The sequence below is a fragment of the Corynebacterium confusum genome, from assembly GCF_030408715.1.
Classification (GTDB): Bacteria; Actinomycetota; Actinomycetes; order Mycobacteriales; family Mycobacteriaceae; genus Corynebacterium; species Corynebacterium confusum.
Map to the genome: position 1 here is coordinate 2,119,068 of NZ_CP047202.1, position 25,022 is coordinate 2,144,089.

General features: G+C 66.9%; 24 protein-coding genes. 10 read left to right on the top strand and 14 right to left on the bottom strand.

Features of this window, described 5'->3' with window-relative positions; all coding sequences use genetic code 11:
• Positions 1 to 7: 7 nt before the first annotated feature.
• Genes CCONF_RS09830 through CCONF_RS09845 form a run of 4 tightly spaced genes read left to right on the top strand, consistent with a single transcriptional unit; the run spans position 8 to position 3,420 of the window.
• Complete coding sequence (locus CCONF_RS09830) at positions 8 to 952, top strand: metal ABC transporter solute-binding protein, Zn/Mn family (protein WP_290223232.1); 945 nt, start codon at positions 8 to 10, stop codon at positions 950 to 952.
• A complete protein-coding gene (locus tag CCONF_RS09835) occupies positions 953 to 1,657 on the top strand; it encodes a metal ABC transporter ATP-binding protein (RefSeq protein WP_290223234.1) in 705 nt (234 codons plus the stop codon). It begins immediately after the preceding gene.
• On the top strand, positions 1,657 to 2,535 hold the full coding sequence (locus tag CCONF_RS09840) for a metal ABC transporter permease (protein ID WP_290223236.1): 879 nt from the start codon (positions 1,657 to 1,659) through the stop codon (positions 2,533 to 2,535). Before CCONF_RS09835 ends, CCONF_RS09840 begins: the two co-directional genes overlap by 1 nt.
• A gap of 18 nt (positions 2,536 to 2,553) precedes the next feature.
• Positions 2,554 to 3,420, top strand: a complete 867-nt coding sequence (locus CCONF_RS09845) for a CE1 family esterase (protein WP_290223240.1) — start codon at positions 2,554 to 2,556, stop codon at positions 3,418 to 3,420.
• On the opposite strand, the gene rlmB is transcribed toward CCONF_RS09845, so the two are convergent.
• Genes rlmB through CCONF_RS09885 form a run of 8 tightly spaced genes read right to left on the bottom strand, consistent with a single transcriptional unit; the run spans position 3,382 to position 11,643 of the window.
• Positions 3,382 to 4,329, bottom strand: coding sequence for a 23S rRNA (guanosine(2251)-2'-O)-methyltransferase RlmB (gene rlmB, locus CCONF_RS09850; protein WP_290223243.1), 948 nt, complete (start codon positions 4,327 to 4,329; stop codon positions 3,382 to 3,384). The genes CCONF_RS09845 and rlmB overlap by 39 nt on opposite strands.
• Positions 4,330 to 4,359: 30 nt before the next feature.
• Positions 4,360 to 5,745: a cysteine--tRNA ligase gene (cysS, locus tag CCONF_RS09855; protein ID WP_290223245.1), complete on the bottom strand. Its 1,386-nt coding sequence runs from the start codon at positions 5,743 to 5,745 to the stop codon at positions 4,360 to 4,362.
• Between the two features lie 32 nt (positions 5,746 to 5,777).
• Entirely contained in the window at positions 5,778 to 6,524 is a 747-nt protein-coding gene (locus tag CCONF_RS09860) for a glucosamine-6-phosphate deaminase (RefSeq protein WP_290223247.1), read from the bottom strand.
• A 48-nt stretch (positions 6,525 to 6,572) separates the two neighbouring features.
• Entirely contained in the window at positions 6,573 to 7,712 is a 1,140-nt protein-coding gene (locus CCONF_RS09865) for an N-acetylglucosamine-6-phosphate deacetylase (protein WP_290223249.1), read from the bottom strand.
• Positions 7,712 to 9,799 (bottom strand): N-acetylglucosamine-specific PTS transporter subunit IIBC, encoded by a 2,088-nt coding sequence (gene nagE, locus CCONF_RS09870; RefSeq protein ID WP_290223251.1) that lies wholly within the window; start codon positions 9,797 to 9,799, stop codon positions 7,712 to 7,714. Before nagE ends, CCONF_RS09865 begins: the two co-directional genes overlap by 1 nt.
• Positions 9,800 to 9,837: 38 nt before the next feature.
• Positions 9,838 to 10,326, bottom strand: coding sequence for a 2-C-methyl-D-erythritol 2,4-cyclodiphosphate synthase (gene ispF, locus CCONF_RS09875; RefSeq protein WP_290223253.1), 489 nt, complete (start codon positions 10,324 to 10,326; stop codon positions 9,838 to 9,840).
• A complete protein-coding gene (ispD, locus tag CCONF_RS09880) occupies positions 10,289 to 11,056 on the bottom strand; it encodes a 2-C-methyl-D-erythritol 4-phosphate cytidylyltransferase (RefSeq protein WP_290223254.1) in 768 nt (255 codons plus the stop codon). Before ispD ends, ispF begins: the two co-directional genes overlap by 38 nt.
• Positions 11,056 to 11,643, bottom strand: a complete 588-nt coding sequence (locus CCONF_RS09885) for a CarD family transcriptional regulator (RefSeq protein ID WP_290223257.1) — start codon at positions 11,641 to 11,643, stop codon at positions 11,056 to 11,058. The genes ispD and CCONF_RS09885 overlap by 1 nt, the downstream gene beginning before the upstream one ends.
• A gap of 255 nt (positions 11,644 to 11,898) precedes the next feature.
• Between CCONF_RS09885 and CCONF_RS09890 the strand changes: the two genes are divergently transcribed.
• Together CCONF_RS09890 and radA are read left to right on the top strand one after the other, a co-directional pair.
• A complete protein-coding gene (locus CCONF_RS09890; protein WP_290223259.1) occupies positions 11,899 to 12,489 on the top strand; it encodes a hypothetical protein in 591 nt (196 codons plus the stop codon).
• A gap of 86 nt (positions 12,490 to 12,575) precedes the next feature.
• On the top strand, positions 12,576 to 13,937 hold the full coding sequence (gene radA / locus CCONF_RS09895; protein WP_290223261.1) for a DNA repair protein RadA: 1,362 nt from the start codon (positions 12,576 to 12,578) through the stop codon (positions 13,935 to 13,937).
• On the opposite strand, the gene CCONF_RS09900 is transcribed toward radA, so the two are convergent.
• Both CCONF_RS09900 and CCONF_RS09905 read right to left on the bottom strand, forming a co-directional pair.
• Complete coding sequence (locus tag CCONF_RS09900; protein ID WP_290223262.1) at positions 13,934 to 14,647, bottom strand: hypothetical protein; 714 nt, start codon at positions 14,645 to 14,647, stop codon at positions 13,934 to 13,936. The genes radA and CCONF_RS09900 overlap by 4 nt on opposite strands.
• An 81-nt stretch (positions 14,648 to 14,728) precedes the next feature.
• Positions 14,729 to 15,355 carry a carbonic anhydrase gene (locus CCONF_RS09905; RefSeq protein ID WP_290223264.1) on the bottom strand — a complete coding sequence of 209 codons (627 nt, stop codon included), beginning with the start codon at positions 15,353 to 15,355 and terminating at the stop codon, positions 14,729 to 14,731.
• 50 nt (positions 15,356 to 15,405) lie between these two features.
• Between CCONF_RS09905 and CCONF_RS09910 the strand changes: the two genes are divergently transcribed.
• The gene (locus tag CCONF_RS09910) at positions 15,406 to 16,275 is read left to right on the top strand and encodes an HhH-GPD family protein (RefSeq protein ID WP_290223266.1); all 870 of its coding nucleotides are present in this window, start codon (positions 15,406 to 15,408) and stop codon (positions 16,273 to 16,275) included.
• Here the strand turns inward: CCONF_RS09910 and CCONF_RS09915 are convergent.
• The 3 genes from CCONF_RS09915 to CCONF_RS09925 form a co-directional block, all read right to left on the bottom strand.
• Positions 16,272 to 17,525, bottom strand: coding sequence for a threonine/serine exporter family protein (locus CCONF_RS09915; protein WP_290226386.1), 1,254 nt, complete (start codon positions 17,523 to 17,525; stop codon positions 16,272 to 16,274). The two genes, CCONF_RS09910 and CCONF_RS09915, sit on opposite strands and share 4 nt — an antisense overlap.
• 34 nt (positions 17,526 to 17,559) lie before the next feature.
• Entirely contained in the window at positions 17,560 to 17,730 is a 171-nt protein-coding gene (locus tag CCONF_RS09920) for a DUF4236 domain-containing protein (protein WP_141759328.1), read from the bottom strand.
• 91 nt (positions 17,731 to 17,821) lie between these two features.
• Positions 17,822 to 20,506 carry an ATP-dependent Clp protease ATP-binding subunit gene (locus tag CCONF_RS09925; protein WP_290223272.1) on the bottom strand — a complete coding sequence of 895 codons (2,685 nt, stop codon included), beginning with the start codon at positions 20,504 to 20,506 and terminating at the stop codon, positions 17,822 to 17,824.
• Between the two features lie 215 nt (positions 20,507 to 20,721).
• On the opposite strand from CCONF_RS09925, the gene CCONF_RS09930 reads away from it, so the two are divergent.
• From CCONF_RS09930 to CCONF_RS09940, 3 genes are read left to right on the top strand one after another with little or no spacing between them, the layout of a single operon-like run.
• Positions 20,722 to 21,567, top strand: coding sequence for a phytoene/squalene synthase family protein (locus CCONF_RS09930; protein ID WP_435384105.1), 846 nt, complete (start codon positions 20,722 to 20,724; stop codon positions 21,565 to 21,567).
• A complete protein-coding gene (gene crtI, locus CCONF_RS09935) occupies positions 21,564 to 23,057 on the top strand; it encodes a phytoene desaturase family protein (RefSeq protein WP_290223276.1) in 1,494 nt (497 codons plus the stop codon). The genes CCONF_RS09930 and crtI overlap by 4 nt, the downstream gene beginning before the upstream one ends.
• 33 nt (positions 23,058 to 23,090) lie before the next feature.
• A complete protein-coding gene (locus tag CCONF_RS09940) occupies positions 23,091 to 23,600 on the top strand; it encodes a CAP domain-containing protein (protein WP_290223278.1) in 510 nt (169 codons plus the stop codon).
• On the opposite strand, the gene CCONF_RS09945 is transcribed toward CCONF_RS09940, so the two are convergent.
• Complete coding sequence (locus tag CCONF_RS09945; protein ID WP_290223279.1) at positions 23,597 to 25,012, bottom strand: MDR family MFS transporter; 1,416 nt, start codon at positions 25,010 to 25,012, stop codon at positions 23,597 to 23,599. The genes CCONF_RS09940 and CCONF_RS09945 overlap by 4 nt on opposite strands.
• Between the last annotated feature and the right edge of the window lie 10 nt (positions 25,013 to 25,022).

A 25,022-nucleotide genomic window follows, 5' to 3' on the forward strand; every position in this document is an offset into this window, starting at 1 on the left:
GGGGGACATGCATGTTGCCAAGAACAAACTCGTCCCCGTCGCCCTTCTCGCCGCCGGCGCGCTGACCTTAAGCGCCTGCTCCGGCCCAGGCACCGGCGGCGACGACGATGGCACCTTGAAGGTGGTCGCCTCCACCTCCATCTGGGCCGACGTGGCCCAGGCGGTCGCGGACAGCTCCCCGAATCTGGACGTCGAGGTCCAGGCCCTGGTCGAGGGCAACGACGTCGATCCGCACCACTTCGAACCCACCGCCGCGGACCTGGCCCGGGCCAACGAGGCCGATGTGGTCATCGCCAACGGCGGCGGCTACGACGCCTGGATGTACCAGGCCTTGAGCAACCAGGACGACATCATCTCCGCGCTGCCGCTGACCGAGCACGGCGCCCTCGACGAGGAACCGGACGTCATGACGGCCACCGAGGCCAAGGAACACCCGGGCGAGGTCACCAACATCGAGGGCAACGAGCACATCTGGTACGACGCCGCCGCCATCGAGAAGGTCGCGCAGGAAACCGCCGACCGCCTCAACGAGCTCTCCGAGACCACGGACGCCTCCGCCGACGCGGTGGTCCAGGAGGCCGAGGCCATCCAGGACAAGCTGGCGAATGTCGGTTCGTTCCGCTACGCCCAGACCGAGCCTATCGCCGACTACCTGATGAAATACACCCCGGCGACGGACTCCACGCCGGACGGCTACCGCAAGACCACCGTCGCCGAGGGCGAACCCACCGCCGCGGACCTGGCCCGCTTCCTGGGCGAGGTCAACGAGGACAAGGTGGATGTGCTCATTTATAATCCTCAGACGGAAACGGATCTCACCGCCCGTATCAAGGACGCCGCCGAGGACAAGGACCTGCCCATCGTCGAAATCGGTGAGACCCCACCGAAGGACACGAATTTCTTGGACTATTACGAACAGGTGGTGGATGATCTCACCGCGGCGAGCAAATAAATGGCGCTAGTTAGCTTCACCGACGCCGCGGTTGACCCGCTGTGGTCCGGGCTCAGCCTGGACATCCAGCCCGGCGACTTCATCGCCCTGCTGGGCCCGAACGGCGTGGGCAAATCCACGCTGCTGGGCACCATCCTGGGCACCCGCCAGCTCACCGGCGGGCGCGTCGACGTCGACGCGCGCGTGGGCTTTATCCCGCAGCAGCGCATGTTCCCCGCCGAGCTACCGATGCGCGCGCGGGATCTGGTCTCCCTGGCGCTCGCACACGGGGTGGTCCGCAACCGCCGGGCCGACCGCGCCCGAGTGGACGAGCTGCTCGCCGCAGTCGGTGCCACCGGGATCACCGACCGCCGGGTGGGCCGCCTTTCCGGCGGCCAACAGCAGCTGGTGCGCCAGGCTCAAGCCCTGGCCCAGGACCCGCAGCTCATCCTGGCGGACGAGCCGCTGCTCTCGCTCGATCCCGCCCGGCAGCAGGCCACGGTGGCCCACCTGCAGCGCTTGAGGAAGGAGCACGATACCTCCATCGTCTTCGTCACCCACAGCATCAACCCGGTGCTCGACGTGGTCGATCACGTGCTCTACCTCGCCCCGCAGGGCCACGTCTTCGGCACCGTGGACGAGGTGATGCGCTCCGAGGTGCTCTCCGAGCTCTACGGGACAAAGGTCAAGGTTATTGAGGTCGACGGAAGGATGCTGGTGGTCTAATGGAATTCTCCCGCTTTATCGAAGACACCCAGTACCTGCTCTCCGTCGACTTCGTCCAGAATTCGCTGGTGGCTTGCGCCCTGCTGGGCGTCCTATCGGGCGTGATGACCTCGCTCATCGTGCTGCGCCAGATGTCCTTTTCCGTGCACGCGACCTCTGAGCTCGCCCTGATGGGCGCGGCCGCCGCCCTGCTTTTCGGCCTGAACATCGGCTTCGGCGCGGTCGCCGGCGCCATCGTGGCGGCCATCGTGCTGGCCACGCTCGGCTTCAAGGGCCAGCAGGACAGCGCTATCGGCGTGGTGATGAGCTTCGGCCTGGGCCTATCGGTGCTCTTTATCCACCTCTACCCCGGCAACGCCACCACCGCGATGACGCTGCTGACCGGGCAAATCGTCGGCGTGTCCCAGGCCTCGGTCTGGTGGCTGGCCGGCACCACCGCCCTGGTCGTCGCGGCCGTGGCCCTGTTCTGGCGGCCGCTGCTCTTTTCCTCCGCGGACCCGGCCATGGCCGCGGCCGCCGGCGTGCCTGTGCGCAGCCTCTCCGTCCTCTTCGCCATCCTGGTGGGCCTGGCGGCCTCCCAGTCGGTCCAGATCGTCGGCTCCCTGCTGGTCATGGCCCTGCTGATCACGCCCGGCGCGGCGGCGGTCCAGATCACCTCTTCGCCCGTGCGCGCCGTGCTCTGGGCCACCGTCTTCGCCGAGATCTCCGCCGTCGGCGGCCTGGTGCTCTCGCTGGCTCCGGGCCTGCCGGTTTCCGTGTTCGTGACCACCATTTCTTTTGTCATTTACCTGTTCTGCCGGGCCATCGGCTGGCGTCGCGGGCGCCATGCCCAGCGCGACGAGACCGCCACCCAGCAGCACTGTTCGGCGCAGGACTAGGGACTAGACTGGCAGGTTATGGGATACACGTTGCACCGGGAAGAACTAGAACACCAATCTAGGACGCGCAAATACCTGCTCAGAGAGCCCGATAACCTCCCGGACAACCCGGACATCGTGCTGTATTTCCACGGTTCCTTACAGTCTGCGAACGTCTCCCGCCGGTTTACCAACGGCACCTTCGACGAGCTGGCCGAAAAATACGGCTGCTTGGTGGCCTACCCGGACGGGGTGGACCGCCACTTCAACGACGCCCGCGGCATCCTGCCGGTCACCGCGCGCGAGGAAAACGTCGACGACGTCGGCTTCACCCGGGCGCTGGTCGAGCGGCTGCGCCGCGACTACTCCGCCGGGCGCGTTTTCGCCTGCGGGTACTCCAACGGCGGGCAGATGGTCCTGCGGCTCCTCTTCGACGCCCCCGGGCTGCTCAGCGCTGCCTGCATCTTCGCCTCGACGCTGGGCCGCGGCGACAACCACCGCCCCAGCAACCCAGACTCCGCCCTGCAGCCGACCCCGGTCCTGCTGCTGCATGGCACCGCGGACCCGTATGCCCCCTATGCCGGCGGCACGGCCGGGCTGGACGCCCAGCGCACTCGCGGGGAGGTCACCTCCGCCGGCGAGACCGCCGCCCGGCTCGCCGAACTCAATGGCTCTTCCCCCTCCCCGGCGACCAGCCGGCCCTACCCTGGCGTGCGCGCCGAAACCTGGGACGGAGATGCCCCCGTGGTGCTGTGGACCATGGAGGGGCTAGGCCACGTGGTGCCGTCGGGCAACGAGGTCGACCCGCGGCTGGGCCCCAACACCCAGGACTTCATCGCGGCCGAGGTGGCCGCGGATTTCTTCGGCCTAGCCGGCCGCGCGGCGCTGCCGGGCGAATTCGGATAGCACGGCGCCGGCCGCGACGGAGGCGTTCAGAGACTCCACGCCCGCGGCCATCGGGATGGACATGATGACGTCGCAGTTCTCCCGCACCAGGCGGGAGATCCCCTTGCCCTCGGAGCCGATGACGATGACCACCGGGTCAGTGCCGCCGTCGTAGCTGTCCAGGGTGTGCTCGCCGCCAGCGTCAAGGCCGACGACCTGGTAGCCGTTCTTCTGGAACTGTTGCACCGTGCGGGTGATATTGGTGGCGCGCGCCACCGGCAGGCGGGCCGCCGTGCCCGCCGAGGTGCGCCAGGCCACCGCGGTGACGGATGCGGAGCGGCGCTCCGGGATGATGACGCCGTGGCCGCCAAAGGCCGCCACCGAGCGCACCACCGCGCCCAGGTTGCGCGGGTCGGTGATGTTGTCCAGGATGACGAACATCCCGGTCTCCCCGGTGTCCTGGACCTGCTGCATAAGAGCCTCGACCTCGGCGTACTTGTAGGGCGGGATCTGCAGGCCAATGCCCTGGTGCATACCGTTGCCGGTCATGCGATCCATCTCGTGGCGCGGCACCTCGTGGATGGGCACATTGCGGGTGTTGCACATGGCCACCGCCTCGGACAGGCGCTCGTCGTTCTTGGTGCCCTGGGCGATGTAGAGCGCCGTGGCCGGCACGCGGGCGTGCAGGCACTCGATGACCGGGTTGCGGCCCACCACCATCTCCGGGGTCTCCTTGACGTGGCGCCCGGAGTCGCGGCGCTGGCGGGCCAGCTTCGCCTTGTGCTTGGCGTGGTAGACGCGGTCCTCCGCCTTGGGCGTCGGTCCCTTGCCCTCCAGGCCGCGACGGCGCTGCCCGCCGGAGCCTTTAATCTGGCCCTTCTTGTTGGTCTTGCGGGTGCCTGCCCCGCCGCGACCGTGCGTGCGTGCCAATGGTGGTCCTTCCTGAGTTTTTAAAAAGTCTTAAGACAGCTGCCAGGTGGCGCCGTCGGGAGTGTCCGTGACCGTAATGCCCGCCGCGGCCAGCCGGTCGCGCACCGCGTCCGCGGTGGCGAAGTCCTTGTCCTTGCGAGCCTGGGCGCGCCGGTCCAGTTCGGCCTGGACCAGCTGATCCAGGGCGGCATCGGCAGCCGACGAGTTCGCGTCCGCCGCCCACTTCTCATCCAGCGGGTCGAAGCCCAGGACCGCGGCCATGGCGCGCACGGAGCCCGCTAGCTTCCTGGCGTTATCCTCGTTGCCGGCGGCCAGCTCCTTGTTGGCCGCACGGACCGTGGTGTGGATTTCGGCTAGCGCCTTGGGCACGGCGATGTCCTCGTCCATCGCGGCGCCGAAGGCCTCAGTCCACTCGCCCAGCGCCAGGTCCGGGAAACGGTTGACCAGGTCCTCGATCCGGCGGTAGCCGGCCGCGGCCTCGGTGAGCGCGGCCTCGGAGTATTCCAGCACCGAGCGGTAGTGCGCGGAGCCTAGATAATAGCGCAGTTCCACGGGCCGTACTAATTCCAGCATGTTGTCCACGCTGAGCACGTTGCCCAGGGACTTCGACATCTTCTCGCCCGCCATGGTCACCCAGTGGTTGTGCATCCAGTACCGGGCGAAGCCGTCCCCGGCCGCATGCGACTGCGCCATCTCGTTCTCGTGGTGCGGGAACTGCAGATCCAGGCCGCCGCAGTGGATATCGAACTCGGAGCCCAGGTAGTAGGTGGACATCGCCGAGCACTCCAGGTGCCAGCCCGGGCGGCCCTTTCCCCACGGGGTGGGCCAGGCAGGCTCGCCCGGCTTGGCGGCCTTCCACAGCGCGAAGTCCAGCGCGTTGCGTTTGCCGGCGTTGTCCGTCTCGCCCTGCTCCATCTCCTCGACGCGGTTGCCGGACAGGCTGCCGTAGTCGGAGCCTTCCGCTTGGGTCCAGGCGTTAACGTCGAAGTAGACCGAGCCATCAGCCGCGTAGGCGAAGCCGTTGTCGATGAGCCGCTGCATGTAGTCGACCATCTGGGTCACGAACCCGGTCGCGCGCGGCTCCACGGACGGCGGCAGCACGCCCAGCATGTTGTAGGCGGCGGTGAACTCGCGCTCGTAGGTGGACACCCACTCCCACCAGGGGCGGCCGTTGTCGGCGGCCTTGGTCAGGATCTTGTCATCAATATCGGTCACGTTGCGCACGAAGGCCACGTCCCAGCCCTTGGCCATGAGCCAGCGGCGCAGGATGTCGAAGGCGACCCCCGACCGCAGGTGCCCGATGTGCGGCTTGGCCTGCGGGGTGGCCCCACACAGGTAGACCGACACATGGCCGGGGCGAAGCGGCTCAAAATCGCGGAGGTTACGGGACGCAGTGTCATAGATACGCAAAGTCACAACAGCAATTCTACCTAACCGTATCTGCCGTCCTAGTTGGGCTTATTCGCCTCCGCGAACTCGTAATAATCGCGGTTGCGCAAGCCAGCCGCGGCGGCCGCGTCCACCACCACCGTGGCGTGCCGGTGCCACTGCAGGATGGAGGCCGGACACGCCGCGCTCAAGGGTCCTTCCACCAGCCCGGCGACCGCGTTCTGCTTGTTTGAGCCAGTGGCAATCAGCAGCAGGTGCCCGGCGCACTGGATGGTGCCCAGGCCCTGCGTGACGACGTGGCGCGGGACCTCGTCGGTGGAGGCGAAGAAGCGGGAATTATCCGCCACCGTCTGCGGGTGCAGCGTCTTCCAGCGGGTCAGGGAGTTGAGCGAACTGCCCGGCTCGTTGAAGCCAATGTGCCCGTTTTGGCCCACCCCCAGCAGTTGGCAGTCGATGCCGCCGGCCGCCGCGATCTCGTCTTCGTAGCGCTCCGGCGCGCCCGCGTCCGGCACGTGCAGCCGCGCCGGCTCGACCCCGAGCGGGTCGATGAGCTCACGGCGCAGCGTGTGGTAGTAGCTCTGCGGGTGGTCGTGGTCCAGCCCGACGTATTCGTCCAGGGCGAAAAACTCCACCCCGTCGGCCTGAAGGCGGTCGGCCCGCGCGCGGGCGATGAGCTCGGCGTAGGTGGCCAGCGGCGTCGACCCCGTGGCCACCCCGATGACCCCGCCGGGGCGGAAATAACCGCCCAGGATGTCCGCGGCCACCGTCGCGACCTCCGCCGCGCTGTGCCGGATGATGACCTCCATGCTTGCCGCCTCCTGTCCTTTCGTCTCGCCTACTACCGCGTGCCCCTATTATCCCCGCAATCGCGTGCCGCCGGCGAAAACGGTGCGGACGGCCCCGGCGGGGTCGAATTCCACGAATTCCGCGGGCTGGCCGACCTGCAGGCCGCGCGCCTGGTCCAGGCCCAGCAGGCGGCCGGGGTTCACCGCTGCTGCCCGCGCCGCGGCGGCCGCCCCGTGGCGGGTGCTAAATCGCGTGAACTGCTGGGCCAGGGTGCTCGTCCCGCCCGCGATGGCGCCGTCGACGCCGGCCAGCCGCGCCACCCCGCCGGCGACGACGACGTCGAGCGGGCCCAACCGGTAGGCCCCGTCCGGCATGCCCGCGGCCTCCATCGCGTCGGTGACCAGGACCAGGCCGTCGCCGGCGCAGGCGGCGATGACGTCCACGGTCCCATCGGCCAGGTGCACGCCGTCGCCGATGGCTTCCACGGCCACCTCGCCGCGGGCGGCGGCCGCGAGCATGGCGCCCACGGCCCCGGGCTGGCGGTGGTGCAGCGGCGGCATGGCGTTGAACAGGTGCGTGGCCGTGACCCTCGCCCCGCGGGCCACCGCGTAGTCAAGGATCTCGGCCGTGGTGGCGAAGTCCGCCGTGGTGTGCCCCAAGGAGACGATGACGCCGTACTCGACGCAGGCGTCCACCAGCGCCCGGGCGTGGGGCGTTTCCGGGGCGAAGGTCAGCTGGCGGACCGCACCCGCGCCGCGCTCCAGGATGCGGCGCAGCATGGCCGGGTCGCCGTCCTGGATGCGGTCCGGGGCCTGCGCCCCGCACTTGGCGGTGTGGATGAACGGGCCCTCCAGGTGGATCCCATCCACCACGCCCTCGGCCACCAGCGGCGCCAGTACTCCGACCTGGCGGGTCAGCTCCTCCTCCGTCCCGGAGACCAAGCTCGCCAGGAGGTGGACGCTGCCCTGCTGGCGGTGGAATTCGGCCGCTTGCCGACATTCAGCGAGCGTGCCCGTGGGGAAGGCCCCGCGCGCCCCGCCGTGATTGTGGACATCCACCAAGCCCGGCGCGATAATCCCCAGCGTATCGGGGGATGACTCGAGGCGCTCAACGCTTTCGATTACGCCCTCGGCATCCACGCGCACCTGCGCGGGGTAGGGCTCGGCCTGGCCGTCGGTGAGCCGAGCGGCGACGGCAAAACCGGCCATTAGCGGTACTCCACTTCCATGACGTGCTGGCCCACGGCCACATCTCCGGTGCGGATCAGCGTGGTCTCAGCGACTTTCTTCTTGTTGGTCACGACCACCGGGGTGGTCAGGTCGATGCCGCGCTCGCGCAAGGCGGCCGTATCCACCTGCACCAGCGGGTGGCCCGGCTCCACCGCGTCCCCGCGGCTAACCAGGACCTCGAAGCCCGCCCCGCGCAGGCCCACGGTGTCCATGCCGATGTGGACTAGTACGTCCAGCCCCTCGGCGCTGCGCACCGCGACGGCGTGCTTGGTCTTGGCCACCATGATGACTTCGCCGGCTACCGGGGAGGCCACGACCAGCTCGTCCTCGTTGCCCGGCACGATGGCGAAACCGGGGCCCACCTGGCCGCCCGCGAAGGCTGGATCCGCCACCTCCTCCAGCGGGATGGCCTTGCCCTCGGTGGGCGCGGACAGCTCCGTCATCCCCGCCTTCTCCGGGGAGGCAGTCGCGGGAGCTGGAGCGGGAGCCGCGACCGCCACCGGGTGCTCCATCTGGCGCCGCACCTCGTCGTGGACGAACTGCACGTTGGGTCCGATGATGACCTGCACGCCCTTGGCCGACGGCCGGTACACCCCGGCCACGCCCGCAGATTTGAGCGTCTGCTCCTCCACCCGCTGCGGATCGTGCACGGTGGTGCGCAGACGCGTGGTGCAGTATTCCATCGTGTTGATGTTTTCTGCCCCTCCGAGGCCGTCCAGGATCCGGGCGGCCTGCGCGACCACTTTGTCGTCGCCTTCCGCGCCGTCAGCCCCGTCGCTCGATCCGTCTTCCTCGTCGCCGCGGCCCGGGGTCTTCAGGTTGAACTTGCCGATGAGGTAGTAGAAGAACCCGAAGTAGATGAAGAAGTAGGCCACGCCCATCACGAGCAGCATCCACCACTGGTTGGCCAGCGGGTTCTGCGAGGACAGCAGCATGTCGAAGAAGCCGGCCGAAAAGCCGAAGCCCGCCGTCCAGTCGAAGAAGGAGGCGATAGCCATGGAAATACCCATCAGGATCGCGTGCACCACGAACAACAGGGGTGCTACGAACATGAAGGAAAACTCGATGGGCTCGGTGACACCGGTGAGGAAGGAGGCCAGCGCCCCGGCCAGCATCAGCGAGCCGACCACCTTGCGGCGTGACGGCTTGGCGCGCAGCGTCATCGCCAGCGCCGCGCCCGGCAGGCCGAACATCATCACGGGGAAAAAGCCCGCCTGGTACTGGCCGACAACGCCGATGACCTCGCAGCTCGAGCCGTCCCAGACGCCGGGGCAGGAGGTGGCATCGCCAGCCGCCTGGGCGGCGGCCAGGGTGTCCGCACCACCCAGGAACTTGCCGATGTCGTTAATTCCGACCACGTCGAACCAGAAGATGGCGTTCAGCGCGTGGTGCAGGCCGGTCGGGATGAGCAGGCGGTTGGACACGCCGTAGACGCCCGCGCCGATGGCGCCCATGCCCTGGATCCACTGGCCGAAGTTGAAGAACGCGGTGTAGAGCACTGGCCACAGGAAGTAGAAGACCCCGGCCAGCGCGATGGAAAACAGGGAGGTCAGGATGGGCACCAGACGCCGGCCGGAGAAGAACGCCAGCGCGTCCGGCAGCTTGGTGGCGTGGAAGCGGTTATAGGTCCAGGCGGCGAGCACGCCGACGAAAATGCCCAGCAGCACGTTCGCCGGACCAACCGCGTCCCAGCCCTGGGCCGCCCAGTCGAGGGCTTGGTCGCCCTCCAGGGCGGCAGGGTCCTCGATGCCGCGGTAGTTGGCCACGGCCTCCGGGCCGACCAGCTTGGTGACGGTGAAAAATCCGAGGAAGCCCGATAGCGCGGCCGCGCCGTTGGAGTCCTTGGCCAGGCCGAAGGAGATGGCGATGGCGAAGAGCACGCCGAGGTTATCCAGCACCGCCCCACCGGCCTGCTGGAAGACGGAGGCCAAAAAGCTTAAGCGTTCACCTCCCCGGGCGTCGAGAAAATAGCCGATGCCCATCATCAGCGCCGCGACCGGCAGCACCGCCACCGCGCCCATCAGCGCCTTTCCGAGCTTTTGCAGCGGTCCCATGACTTTATCCATGGCGCTTTTACTCCTTAGCTTTATTAAGACCGGGAGACCTAGTCCCGGTAGGAATACACCAGGGCGGTGGCAATCGCCGCGCGGCCTTCCTTGCGGCCGGTAAAGCCCAGGTGATCGGTGGTGGTAGCGGAAACGCTCACGGGAGCGCCCAGGACCTCGGTGAGGGTGCGCTCGGCCTCCTCGCGCCGCGGCCCCATCTTCGGGGTTTGCCCGATAAGCTGCGCGGACGCGTTGCCAATCCGGTAGCCGTGCGCGGCCAAGTAGTCCCGACACTCGGTGAGCAGGCGGGCCCCGGATACGTTGTCGTATTCGGCCCGGCCCACGCCCACAAACGAGCCCAGGTCCCCCAGCCCCGCAGCCGACAGGAGGGCGTCCACGAGGGCGTGGGAGACCACATCCCCGTCGGAGTGGCCCTCACAGCCGTCGTCGTCGGCGAAGAGCAGGCCGGCAATCCAGCAGGGCTTGCCGGCCTCGATTTGGTGGGCGTCGCTAGCGATGCCCACCTTGGGCAGGATCGGTTCGTTCATTAGGCACCTCAAATACTGTGGGTTCAGCCTCAGATACTACGGCCTGAGCCAGCCGCAGATCTATAGGGGTAGTGATTTTAAATGCCATGGCATCCCCTGTCACCGTCACGACCGGGCAGCCGTACCACTCCATGAGGCTGGCGTCGTCGGTGGCGACGAACTCGCGGGAATCGGTGGCGAAATAAGCCTCATTGGCCTGGCGCAGGGTGGCCAGGTCGAAGCCCTGCGGGGTCTGGACCGCGCGCAGCAGGCTGCGGTCCGGGGTAGAGCGCACCCGGGAAGTATCCGCGGCCGCCACCTCTTTAATGGTGTCGGCGACCGGCAGGACCGGGATGACCGCCGGCGCCCCGTCGAGCACCTTGCGCACGACCCGGCTGATCATCCCCGGGGGCGTGAGCGCGCGGGCGGCGTCGTGGACCAGCACCACCGCGTCCTCGTGCTCAATGGCCTGTAGCCCGGCCCAGACCGAGTCGGCGCGCTCGCCACCGCCGGCGACGAAGCGCAGAGGGATCTCTTTAGCCTGGCTAGCCAGGGCGTGCTCGGCGTGGGCGCGCATGACCGGGTTGATGAGAACGACGACCTCGTCCACCACGGCGGAATTAATCATCGCCTGGACGGAGCGTTCCAGCAGGCTGCGGCCGGCCAGCTCGACATAGGCCTTCGGCAGCTCGGCGCCCAGCCGCGTGCCGCTGCCGGCGGCGGCGATGAGCGCGATAACCCGGTGAGTCACTAGTCTTCGTCGTCGAAGGACAGGTCACCCAGGTCGACGTCGTCAGTGTCGACGTCGGTGGTCACCGAATTGTCCTCGACCAGGCCGGCGGCGCGGTGGCGCTCGATGGTGGCGTTGATTTCGTCCATCATCTTGTCCGCCTTGGCGTCATCCACCGGCTTGGCCAGGGCCAGCTCGCCGACGAGGATCTGGCGGGCCTTGACCAGCATGCGCTTCTCGCCCGCGGACAGGCCGCGGTCCTGATCGCGACGCCAGAGGTCGCGCACGACCTCGGCGACCTTGTTGATGTCACCGGAGGCCAGGCGCTCCTGGTTGGCCTTGTAGCGGCGGGACCAGTTGCCGGCCTCTTCCACGTCCTCCTCGCGCAGGACGGAGAAGACCTTTTCCAGACCTTCCTTGCCCACCACGTCGCGCACACCGACCTTCTTGGCGTTCTTGGAGGGCACGCGGACAACCAGGTCGGACTGGTTGATGTGGAGCACCAGGTACTCCAGCTCTTCGCCGCCCATCACGCGCTGCTCGATGTCTTCGATCACCGCGGCGCCGTGGTGCGGGTAAACAACCACCTCTCCGACCTTGAACTCCATTGCCACTCCTTGCTCGATTGTTAAAGAGGTACCCCTAAAGCCTGCCTGGCAGACACATAGGACAAATATTCTACCACGCGCCAACTCCCCCGGCGCCGGCCGGCCTCATCCCCCAAAAGTACACCCCCAATTGCCCTCCCTAGAGCGGGGGCTAGGTCACGTTGAGGTCGAAAACTGTGTACTTGGTTGGAAAAAATACTAGGCTTGATGATCGACAAATCCCTGTGATCTTTAGTTGATGGAGGACAACCCAAAGTGAAGTCCCTGAAGTCTGCCGCCCGTCGCGGTGTCATCGTTTCGGTTACCGCTGCGTCCGCGCTGGCGCTGGCTTCCTGCTCCGCCGGCCAAGTCACCCAGACTGCCGACCAGGTCGCTGCCGTTGACGGCTCCGAAGCTTCCACCGAAGATGGCCTGATTGCGGTGCGCGACGTGACCATCCTGGTCGAGCCGGACAACCAGCACGCCTCCCTGAAGTTCACCGCCGTGAACCAGAGCTACGAGGACCAGGCAGCCGAGCTGGAATCCATCACCGTGGACGGCCAGGAAGTCCAGCTGCAGCCGGACTCCGTCGAGCCGATCAACCGCGATCAGCGCCTGGTGGGCGACTCCCAGAAGAACCTGGACAACATGCCGCAGGCTGAGTCGGACGACATCCAGTACGTCGCCACCACCATGCAGGATGACGACTTCGGCTACGCCGGCCACCGCACCGTGGTCTTCCAGTTCTCCAACGGCGACATCGAGGTCAACGCCACCGTCGCCGCTTCCCAGAAAGAAGCCGGCAAGTACAACCGCGACGTCGAGTCCACCGAGGGCTACACCACCGAGGAACCCTCCGGCCACTAAGCACTAGCTTTCCCATCTCCCCTGGCTACGGCCGGGGGATTTGTTGTATCTGCGGGAATGTCCGGGACGTGTTTTAAGCTAGGGGCATGGCAAAGAAGCAGCGTCCCATCCATACCTGTACCGAGTGCAACTACGTCTCGCCGAAGTGGCTGGGGCGCTGCCCGGAGTGCGGGTCGTGGGGTACGTTCCAGGAATCCACGCCGGCCAGCCCGGCCGCCGCGACCGCCAGCGCGCCGCAAGGCCTGACCCCGTCCAGCCCGGCGCAGCCGATGACCAAGATCACCGCCTCGGCCACCCGGACGCAGAAAACCGGCATTTCGGAGTTGGACCGGGTACTCGGCACCGGCATCGTGCCCGGCTCCGTCGTGCTCATGGCGGGCGAGCCCGGCGTGGGCAAATCCACGCTGCTGCTGGAGGTCGCCTCCCGCTGGACCCAGCAGGACCGCACCGCGCTTTACGTCACCGCGGAAGAGTCCGCGGGCCAGGTCCGCGCCCGCGCCGAGCGCACCGGAGCGCTGCAGGACACCCTGTACCTGGCGGCCGAGTCCAACCTGGACGTCGTCTTCGGACACGTCAAGCAGACCCAGCCCTCGCTCATCATCGTCGACTCGGTCCAGACCATGCAGGCTCCCGGCGTGGAGGGCGTGGCCGGCGGCGTGGCCCAGTCCCGGGCCGTGACCGCGGCACTGACCACGCTGGCCAAGTCGACGGGGATCCCCATCCTGGTGGTCGGCCACGTCACCAAAGACGGCAACGTGGCCGGGCCTAGGGTGCTCGAGCACCTCGTCGACGTGGTCTTGAACTTCGAGGGCGACAAGCAGTCCAGCCTGCGCATGCTGCGCGGCATGAAGAACCGCTTCGGTGCCACGGATGAGGTCGGCTGCTTCGAGCAGACCGCCACCGGCATCCGCGAGGTCGCCGACCCGTCCGGCCTCTTCCTCTCCCACCGCGGCACCACCCCGGACGGGTCCGCGGTGACCGTGGCCATGGACGGCGTGCGCCCCATCCTGGCTGAGGTCCAAGCCCTGACCGTGGACCCGGTGGCCAAGAACCCGCGCCGCGTGGTCACCGGCTTGGACACCAACCGGGTGCCGATGGTGTTAGCGGTCCTGCAGGCCCGGGCCGGGCAGCGCACCAATGACAAGGACGCCTATGTCGCCACGGTCGGCGGCGTGCGCATTTCGGAGACCGCCACGGATCTGGCAGTCGCGCTGGCCACGTGGTCTTCCCTGCACGAGCAGCCGCTGCCGCCGCGCACGGTCGTTATCGGCGAGGTCGGTCTGGCGGGCGAGCTGCGCCCGGTGCCCAACCTGGCGCGCCGGCTGAGTGAGGCCGCCCGGCTGGGCTATGAGAGCGCCATCGTCCCGGCCACGAAGAACCTAGAGACCAACTTGCAGGTGCGCCAGGCGCAGACGCTGCGGGAGGCTATCGGGCTGGTTAGCCCCTAGGACAGGTTGAAGGTGTGGGCCGCCGACGGGTTGTCGCCGATGACGGCGTGGAGGTAGTAGCCGCCCGGCTCCACGGCGGAGCGGTTGTTGCACTGCTCCGGGGCGGAGTTCTGCCGCGACCAGGTCGCCTGGAAGTGGCGCTTCTTGCCGGACTCGAAGGTCTGCTCGCCCTCCTGCACCGACGGGTAGCAGTCCGTGTCCGCCCACATCCGCTGGTTGGTGCCCAGGTTGTAGACCTCGAAGCGCAGCTCCTGGTCGTCGAGGTTGATCTCGCAGTCGGCCTTGGTGGGGTTTTCCACCGTCATGTAGAAGGTGGGCAGCTCGCCCTCGCCGTAGGTAGCCTTATCGCTGCTGGCGGTGATCTTCAGATCGGAGAGCTGACAGGTGTCCTTAGCGTCGGCCGCTACCGGCTCCGAGCTCGCTTCCGCGTCCTCGCTTTCGCGGGCGGATTCAGACTCGGTCTCCGTCTGAGATTCCGACTCGGCTTCTGATTCCACCGCGGTCGTCTCAGTCTCCGCCGCAGGGGTTGACTCCGAGGTGGTCTCGGCGGCCGGCTCGGTCGTCTCGTCGTTGCTGGAGCCGCCGACCATGCTTAAGACCCAGACCAGCAGAACGACGACCACGACGATGATGACCAACGCCGCGACGCGGCGGCGCTGGTAGATCTCGTTGGGCAGGGGGCGCTTCTGCTGGGGGTTACGGTTAGTCACGGCTACTAGTTTATTGCTTTAGCAGCGGCGACGGCTGGCACCTTCAGGGGCGTGTCTTCGATTGGCCGGCGGTTACGCGGCTCAGTCCAGCCCGTGGGTCACCAGGGTCTCGACGGTAGAGTCTTCCAGCAGGTAGCGGGCGCCGACGACGCCGACGGTCCCCTCCTCGACCTTGTGCTGCAGGACCGAGAGGCTGGCCACGAGCTGGTCGACGGTCTCGCGCACGTGCTGGCGCTCGTAGTCGTCGGTGCTCGAGTTGCCGGCGCGCTTGGACTTCAGCGTCGACAGCGTGACCTTCTCGATGATCGCGCGCTGGAAGCCGGCGGGTAGCTCGGCGTGCTGGTCCACCACCGCGGCGGTGGCGGAGACCGCGCCGCAGGACTGGTGGCCCAGGATAACCACCAGGTTGCAGTTCAGGTTTTCCAGGGCGTATTCCAGCGAGCCCTTCACCGCGGTATCCAGGATGTGCCCGGCGGTGCGGATGACGAAAGCATCCCCCAGGCCCAGGTCGAAGAGGATCTCCACGGGGGCACGGGAATCCGAGCAGGACAGGACCACCACGCGGGGATCCTGCCCGCCGCGCAGGCCGGCCCGACGCTCCTCGTCGCTGTGCGGGTGCAGCGGGGAGTTGTCGCGGAAGCGCTCGTTTCCGGCTTGGAGGGCCTCCCAGACTTCCCGGGGGCTTTGCTTTTTATCTTTCAGTGGCATGGCTCAAATTATAGTCCTGTACACCGCTCCTATTAGACTCCTGCACAGATATGGATACTGGTGCTTTGCTCGAATGGTTCGCCCACGCCCGCCGACCCCTGCCCTGGCGGGAGCCGTCGACGACCGCGTGGGGCGTGTTGGTCAGCGAGGTCATGAGCCAGCAGACCCCCGTCGCCCGGGTCGCGCCCGTCTGGCAGGAGTGGATGCGCCGCTGGCCCACCCCTACCGACTTCGCCGCCGCCAGCCGGGACGAGATCCTGCGCGCCTGGGGCAAGCTGGGCTACCCGCGCCGCGCGCTGCGCCTGTGGGAGTGCGCGCAGGTGGTCCGCGACGACTTTGCCGGCGAGGTCCCCGACAGCGTCGATGATTTGCTCAGCCTGCCGGGCATCGGCGACTACACCGCCCGCGCGGTGTCCTGCTTCCACTACGGCTACAACGTCCCGGTGGTCGACACCAACGTCCGCCGCGTGGTCGAGCGCGCCGAAAATGGCAATTTCCTAGCCCCCAACCCGTCGAAGAGGGAGCTCGCCCAGGTCGCCGCGCTCCTGCCGAAAGATAACGGCCCCACCGTCTCCGTGGCCCTGATGGAGCTGGGCGCCCTAGTCTGCCGCGCCAAGTCCCCGGCCTGCCCCGCCTGCCCGTTGAAGGAGTCCTGCGCCTGGCAGGCCGCCGGCTGCCCCAGCCCTAGCGCGGAAGAGCTGACCAAGGCCAAGAAGCGGGTCCAGAAATTTGCCGGCACCGACCGGCAGGTGCGCGGCAAAATCATGGACGTGCTGCGCGCTGCCGATGCCCCCGTCCCCCAGGCGGACATCGACGTCGTCTGGCCAGACGCTCCGCAACGCTCCCGGGCGCTGGCCTCGCTTCTGGCCGACGGCCTCGCCGAACAAGACGAGCAGGGGCTTTTCCACCTGCCGCGCTAGGTCCGGATGGAAAAGTCGATGAGCCGGGTCAGCGCCCAGTCCGGGTCCGTGAACAGCCGGGCCAAGACCAGGCCGGCGCCGATGGAGGCCACCACCATCATGCTGGTGGCCAGGTTGGCCAGGGCCTGCTCCATCTGCCCCTCGTTGAGGTAGTAGACCGCCCGGAACATAGTCACCCCGGGAATCATGATGACCGCGGCCGGCACCGTCGTGGTAATCCGCGGCAGCCGCGCCTTCCGGGAGGCCAGCGCGCCCAGCAGGCCGATGACCAGCCCGCCGCAAAACGCCGCGAAGTACCCGGTGGTGCCCAGGTGCAGCAGCAGAAGGCGCGCCGCGTTCGCCACGGTGCCCACCATCGCGGCCACCAAGATCATCCGGCGGGAGGAATTAAACAGGAAGGCGAAACCGGCGATGCCGAAGAAGCTGGCCAGGACCGCCATGGTGTGCCAGGTGGCATCGGTAGCCGGCACCGGCGGGGCCGGGTTCAGGTCCGTGAGCCAACTGACCATCGCCACGGTAAAGGTGGCGGCGAAAATGACGGTGAAGGCATAAGCCAAGCGCACCATGCCGGCGTCGAAGTCGAAGCGCGCAATATCAATCAGCGCGGAGAACAGCGGAAAGCCCGGGATCAAAAAGAGCACCGCCGCCACGTAGCCGGAGGAAAAATCCCCCGGGTCGGCCAGCCCGAGCGCCCCGACGAACTCGGTCACGAGGAAGAAGACCAGGCTGGCCGTCGCGCCGCCGGCCACGATGCCACCGATCTGGTGGACGTGGTTACTGAGCACGAAATGGCGCACGAATTGCCCGCTAAAGGCGGCCAAGGCGACGATCCCGACCGCGGCCAGGGGAAAGAAATTCAGCAGCGCAAACGATGCACAGGCCACGGCTGCGGCGGCCGAGAGCACCCAGCCGTTCCACCGCTTGCGCACGTTGTGCTCGATCTGATCGAGCTTTTCCGACAGCTCCTCGGCCGTAATCCCGTAAAACAAGTGGTGCCGGGTCAGGTCTTCTAGCGCCTCGATGCGGGAGGCATCCACCGCCGGCGAATGCTGCCGGGAGATCACCGTGCGGAAAAGCTCACCGCGGTGGAAGGTACAGGTAATCTGCGTGAGCCCGACCGTGGCATCCAGCCGGTCGAAGCCCAGGGCCCGGGCCGCGCGCTTCATCCCGCGCAGCACCCGGTAGCCCGACGTGCCCGCCCCCATGAGCAACATTCCCAGGCGTAAGACCACGTCGGCCTCCACGCCCATGCGGCGGTGCTTTTCGTACGGCGGCGGGGTCACTTTAGCGCCAGCGTCCGCGCCAGTTGAGCCCGCCCGGCAGGTTCACCCAGAACCCGCCGCGGGAGTTGAACGTCACCGGACCAATCTTGGTCGAGGCCGAGGCCCCGCGGCCGGAGAAGTTGATCCAGCTGTTCTTGCCGGTCTTCTTGCGTGAACGGTATTGCAATCCCATGCCAGTGATTCTAACTCACTTTTAGAGCCCGGTTTACAGGCACTAAAAAGCAGCCTCCCGCAGGAGGCTGCTTTATCACGTCAGCGACGTCTTACATCGGCTGGCCGGCTCCGGCCGGCCCATCCTCATCGCCTAGGTTCTCAGGCGTTTCGGGCAGGGTATCAGCCGTGATTTCCTCTGGCTCGCCGGTTTCCTCGTTCTCGCGGACCTCGGTGTCGTCCAGCTCCTGTTCGAAGGTGCCTTCCGGCAGCGGCTTCGGGCGCGGGCTGAAGGTGAAGGTGGCCTGGGAGTTGTCTTTGGACTCGCCGTCCCAGTTCTCCACGTCGACGCTGATGATTTCGCCAGCACCGATCTCGCCGAAAAGGATCTTCTCCGAGAGCTGGTCCTCGATCTCGCGCTGGATGGTGCGGCGCAGCGGGCGCGCGCCCAGCACCGGGTCGAAACCGCGCTTGGCCAGCAGGCGCTTGGCCTTCTCGGTCAGCTCGATGTCCATGTCGCGCTCCTGCAGGGACTTGGACACGCGGCCGATGAGCAGGTCGACCATTTCCATGATCTGCTCTTCGTTGAGCTGGTGGAAGACCACAACCTCGTCGATACGGTTCAGGAACTCCGGGCGGAAGTGCTTCTTAAGCTCGTCGTTGACCTTGGTCTTCATCCGCTCGTACTGCGCATCCTGATCCGAGGCAGCATCGGCAGTAAAGCCTAGGCCCACGGCCTTGGAGATGTCCTGGGTGCCCAGGTTCGAGGTGAAGATCAACACGGTGTTCTTGAAGTCCACCACGCGGCCCTGGCCGTCGGTCAGGCGGCCGTCCTCGAGGACCTGCAGCATGGTGTTGTAAATCTCCTTGTGGGCCTTCTCGATCTCGTCGAAGAGCACGACGCTGAACGGCTTGCGGCGGACCTTCTCCGTGAGCTGGCCTCCCTCCTCGTAGCCGACGTACCCCGGAGGGGCACCGAACAGACGGGAGGCGGTGAAGCGGTCGTGGAACTCACTCATGTCGATCTGGATGAGGTCATCATCCGAGCCGAAGAGGAAGTTAGCCAGCGACTTCGACAGCTCCGTCTTACCCACGCCAGACGGGCCAGCGAAGATGAAGGAACCGGAAGGACGGCGCGGGTCCTTCAGGCCCGCACGGGTGCGGCGGATGGCGCGGGAGACGGCCTTGACGGCCTCGTCCTGGCCGATGATCCGCTTGTGCAGCTCCTCTTCCATGTGCAGCAGCCGCGAGGATTCCTTCTCCGTGAGCTTGAGGACCGGGATGCCGGTCCAGTGCGCCAGCACCTCGGCAATCTGATCCTCGCCGACCTCGGCGATGTCCTCCAGCTCGCCGTTGCGCCACTGCTTTTCCTTCTCGGCGCGCTCCTCGCCCAGCTGGCGCTCCTTGTCGCGCAGGCCGGCGGCCTTCTCGAAGTCCTGGGCGTCGATGGCCGCTTCCTTCTCCTGGCGGACCTCGGCGATCCGGTCGTCGACCTCGCGGACGGAATCCGGGGCGGTCATGCGCTTGATGCGCATGCGGGCGCCGGCCTCGTCCAGCAGGTCCACCGCCTTATCCGGCAGGAAGCGGTCGTTGATGTAGCGATCCGACAGGGAGGCCGCCGCCTTCAGGGCGTCGTCGGTGTAGGAGACACGGTGGTGCGCCTCGTACTTGTCGCGCAGCCCCTTCAGGATCTTGATGGTGTCGTCCAGGGAGGGCTCTTCCACCTTCACTGGCTGGAAACGGCGCTCCAGCGCGGCGTCCTTCTCGATGTGCTTGCGGTATTCCTCCAGCGTGGTCGCACCGATGGTCTGCAGCTCGCCGCGGGCCAGCTTCGGCTTGAGCAGCGAGGCGGCATCAATAGCGCCCTCGGCGGCGCCGGCGCCGACTAGGGTGTGGATCTCATCGATGAACAGGATGATGTCGCCGCGCTGGTTAATCTCCTTGAGCACCTTCTTCAGGCGCTCCTCGAAGTCACCGCGGTAGCGGGAACCGGCGATCAGCGAGCCCAGATCCAGGGAGTAGACCTGCTTGTCCTTCAGGGTCTCCGGGACCTTGCCGTTGACAATGTCCAGGGCCAAGCCCTCGACGACGGCGGTCTTACCGACGCCGGGCTCGCCGATGAGCACCGGGTTGTTCTTGGTGCGGCGCGAGAGCACCTGCATGATGCGCTCGACCTCGGACTCGCGGCCGACGACCGGATCCAGCTTGCCGTCCTTGGCGGCCTGGGTCAGGTTGCGGCCGAACTGGTCCAGCACCAGGGAGTTGGAGCGCTCCCCGGAGCTGCCCTGGGAACCGCGCCCGCCGGCGCCAGCACCCACGGGGCCGCCCTTGTTACTGTTGTCGTTTTCCTGGTTATTGCCCTCGTAACCGGACAGCAACTGGATAACCTGCTGACGCACGCGCGGCAGATCCGCGCCCAGCTTGGTCAGCACCTGCGCGGCGACGCCGTCGCCTTCGCGGATAAGGCCCAGCAGCAGGAACTCAGTACCGATGTACTTGTGCCCCATCTGCAGTCCCTCACGCAGGGACAGCTCCAAGACCTTCTTCGCGCGCGGGGTAAACGGGATGTGCCCGGTGTGCGGCTGGGTGCCCTGGCCGATGATCTCCTCGACCTCGCGGCGCACGTCCTCCAGGGAAATCCCCATGGACTCCAGCGCCTTGGCGGCTACGCCTTCACCCTCGTGGATAAGGCCCAAAAGGATGTGCTCGGTGCCGATATAGTTGTGGTTGAGCATGCGTGCCTCTTCCTGCGCCAAGACGATGACGCGGCGGGCACGGTCAGTAAACCTTTCGAACATCTGCTATCTACCCCTTGTGGTTTTTCCTAAATTCTCTATCCACTCTAACGCGCTTTCCCCAGCCTCCATTCTCACTTTCTGTGTCAAGGTAGTAAATCAGCCGCTTTTAGCAGGTCATGAACCTGTACGCCGGTAGCGAACAGCGGAATTTAGCGGGGTGGATTACCCCGCACTAGGCTTTAGGGAAAAGCCCAATTCTGAAAGGCGTAGTGAACATCTCCCACCGCTCGGCGCTCCAGCACTACCACGCCGCCGCCAGCCAATCCGCGGGTCGCATTATCAGCTACTATTCCACCAGTTTCTCGTGGAGTACCCGGCTTTTCCCCGCCCGGATCCGGCGCGACATCCAGGCCCTGTACGCGGTGGTGCGCATTGCGGACGAGATCGTCGACGGCGCAGCGGCGGAGGCTCACGCCCCGGACATCCGCGCCTTGCTGGATGGCTACGAGAAGCAGGTCGTCCACGCTGCCGATGCCGCCTTCCACACCGACCCAGTCCTCCACGCGTGGGCGAACACGCAACGCCGCTGCCAGTTCTCCGAAGACCACATCAGGGCGTTCTTCGCCTCTATGCGCCGGGACTTGGACCCCGCGCCGCATGATGCGGCGAGCCTCCAGCGCTACATCCACGGCTCGGCGGAGGTCATCGGCCTGATGTGCCTGGATATCTTCCTGGTCGGCCACCACCCCGGCGAAAAGGACCGGGCCACCATGGCAGACGGGGCGCGGGCCCTTGGGGCGGCCTTCCAGAAGGTCAACTTCCTCCGCGACCTCGCCGAGGACACCGACTGCCTGGGGCGGGGTTACCTTCCGGAGCTGGATACCGCCACTAAGCGACAGTGGTGCGCGGAGATCCGCGACGAGCTCGCCCGCGCACGCCGCGCCGCTCACCTCCTGCCGCCCGGCGCGCGGCGGGGAGTCCTCGCCGCGACGGGCCTTTTCGCGGACCTAAACGAGCGCATCGACAGCGCCAGCGTCGACGAGCTGCACGCGCGCCGGATCCGGGTGCCCGCGCCCCGCAAGGCCCAGATCCTGGCCGGCACCCTCTGGAGGAGAGCATGAGTACCTGCGTTGTTATCGGCGCGGGCGTGGCCGGCCTAGCCACCGCCTGCCTCCTGCAGGACGAGGGCTACCAGGTCACCGTGGTCGACCGCCTCGCCGAGCCAGGCGGCCGGGCCGGGCGGTTCATCGACTCCGGTTTCCAGTGGGATACCGGCCCGTCCTGGTACCTGATGCCCGAGGCCTTCGATCGTTTCTTCAGCCTGCTAGGGCACCGCACCAGTGATTTCTTCGAGCTCAGCGAACTGGCCCCCGCCTACCGGATTTTCAACGAGGACGGCCCCGCCGCCGACATCGACGGCAACGTGGTCGAATTTTTCGACCAACGCACGCCCGGGCAGGGCGCTCGCCTGAGTGACTACCTCGCCACCGCCAGCGATACCTACCGGATGGCGCTCAAGCACTTCCTCTACACCACCTTCAACCACCCCTCGCAGCTCCTGCACCCCGATATCCTGTGGCGCCTGCCGCGCCTGGCGAAGCTCCTGGGGCAGTCCCTGCAAAGCTACGTCGGCTCGCGTTTTAGCGATCCCCTGCTGCGCCAGGTCCTGACCTACCCGGCGGTCTTCCTGTCCACCGAGCCGGCCGCCGCCCCGGCGCTGTATTCCCTGATGAGCCACACCGATCTCACCCAGGGTGTGCGCTACCCGCAGGGCGGTTTCGCAGCGATCATCGACGCGCTTATGAACCTCGCCACCAACCTGGGCGTGCGCTTCCAGTGGGAGACCGAGGCCACCGACATCGTCACGCACGGCAAACGCGCGACAGCCGTCACCACCGACCGCGGCACGCTGCCGGCGGACCTGGTGGTCTCCGCCGCCGACCTCCACCACACGGAGACCCGCCTGGTGCCCGCCCACCAGCGGACCTTTTCCGATAAGTTCTTCGCCCGCCGCGACCCGGGGCTTTCGACCGTGCTCGTCCTGGCCGGCGTGCGCGGTCCGCTCCCCACCCTTGCCCACCACAACCTGCTGTTCAGCCGCGACTGGGACCCAGACTTCGACGCCGTCTTCCGAGAAGGTGGCGCCTCGAATTCCATCTACGTCTGCAAGACCTCGGCCAGCGATACTTCCGTGGCGCCGGAAGGGTGCGAGAACCTCTTTATCCTGGTGCCCACCGCCGCCGATGCCGCCTTCGGCCACGGCAGCGCCTACGGGGAGGAATCGGCGGAGGTAGCCGGCATCGCTAGCCGGGCTCTCCAGCAGCTGGCCGAGTGGGCGGAGATCCCGGATCTGCACGACCGCATCCTGACCCAGCACACCATCGGCCCCGCCGACTTTGTTAGCCGCTACCATTCGCTCTCCGCCGGGGCCATCGGTCCCGCGCACACCTTGTTCCAGTCCGCCTTCTTCCGGGGGCGCACGAAGTCCAAAAAGATTGACAACCTGTTTTATGCCGGGGCCACGACTGTTCCCGGAGTGGGGGTACCGATGTGCCTCATTTCTGCCGAAAATGTACTGACGGCCGTGAAGGAACTTAAACTGAAGGTGTAGGCTCTATCCCTCTCTCGAACAGGAACCCTCACCATGCCAAGGTTTAACGTCAATATTCAGCAGATTATTTCCGCCGTCCTGTCCCTGCTTACCATTCTGGGGATCATCATCGGCGGCATCTCCTCCGGCAGCTCGGTCGGGACGACCCCGTCTCCGTCCGCTTCTGCTTCCGGCACCTTTACCCAGCAGCAGCTCATCGACGCGACCAACGACTTCCGCGCCCAGAACGGCCTCGCCTCGGTCAAGGCCAACGCCGCGCTCAACGACCTCGCCCAGGACTGGGCCGAGACCGTCGCTCGCACCGGCGATTTCAAACACCGCCCGGAGTTTGCGCAAAGCTACCCGGCCGGCTGGCGCGGCGCGGGCGAAAACATCGCCGGCCAGCCGACCGGCAATAACCCGCGGGCCTTCGTCGACCAGTGGGCCAATTCCCCTGGGCACCGCGCAAACATGCTGAACCCGGACTTCACTGACCTCGGGGTGGGAATCGCCCGGGGCAACGACGGGATGTACTACGCGGTGCAAAACTTCGGCACCTTTTAAGCCTTCGCCCCGCGCACCGGCTTAAGCAACGGGGCCAAGGCCACCACGGCGAGCGAAACCACGCCGGCGAAAAGGAACGCCCAGGAGGTGCCCTGGGAGGTAGCGGCGGCCACGTCCAGCCCGGCGTCTTGGCCGGCCTGGGTGCCGCGGGTCAAAAAGACCACCAGGAAGGCCGTGCCCGTGGCGCCGGCCAGCTGCTGCAGCGTGTTCATGATGGCGGAACCGTGCCCGTAATACTCGTTGGGCAGGGAGGCTAGCGCGGTGGTCATCAGCGGGGTCATCATCATGCCCATGCCCACGGCGAAGAGCACGTGCATACCCACCACCATCCAGACCTGGCTATCCTGCCCCAGAAGGGTCATCAGCCAGACGCCGGCCGCGAACATGATGGAGCCGGGGATGAGCAGCGGGCGCGGCCCGCAGGCATCGAAAATGCGCCCGACGAACGGGGAAATCACGCCCTGCAGCAGGCCGCCCGGCATGACCATCAGGCCGGTGACCAGGGCGGACACCCCCAGCGCGGACTGCAGGTAAATGGGTAGGACCGTGACCGAGCCCAGCATCAGGCCGAAGGACAACAACATCACGGCCACGGACAGGGTGTAGTTGCGCACCTTGAACGGGCTAAAGTCCAGCAGCGCCCGGTTCTCGCGGGCCAGGCGGCTTTGCCGGCGCACGAAGACCACCAGCGCGACGACGCCCACGATCCCGACGATGAGCGGCAGGGTGGCAGCGCCCTCCATGGCCTTCTCCATGGAGGACAGCGCGTAGACCAGGCCGCCAAAGGCCAGGGCGGAAAGGATAACGGAGGGAACGTCCAGCGGGGTGTCGCGGTGTTCACCGACGTTGGCCAGCAACTTCAGCCCCGCAGCCAGGACCATCACCAGCAGGGGCACCATGCACCAGAAGATGAAGTGCCAGCTGGAGGCATTCAAGATGGCGCCGCCAACCGTGGGGCCTAGCGCGGGCGCCACCGCGATGACCACGGAGATGACCCCCATGACGGTTCCGCGGCGCTGCGGCGGGACTAGGGTCATGGCGACCGTCATCAGCGTCGGCAGGATAAGCGCCGTGCCCGCGGCCTGGATGACGCGCCCGAGCAGCAGGATGACGAAGACGGGTGCGAGCGCGGCCACGACGGTGCCGGTGAGGAAGAGCCCGGTGGCGATCCCGAAGATCTGCCGGGTGGTCAGCCTTTCCAGCAGGAAACCGGTGGTGGGGATGACTACGCCCATCGTCAGCATGAAGCCCGTGGTCAGCCACTGAGCGGAGGTCGCCGGGATGGAAAAGTCCGCCATGATGGACGGCAGCGCGACGGACAGCGACGTCTCGTTCAGAATCATAATGGTGGCGGCGAGCACCAATACCACCAGGTTGCTGACAACTTCCCGGCTCAATGCGGCATCTTTCACCTGAGGTCCC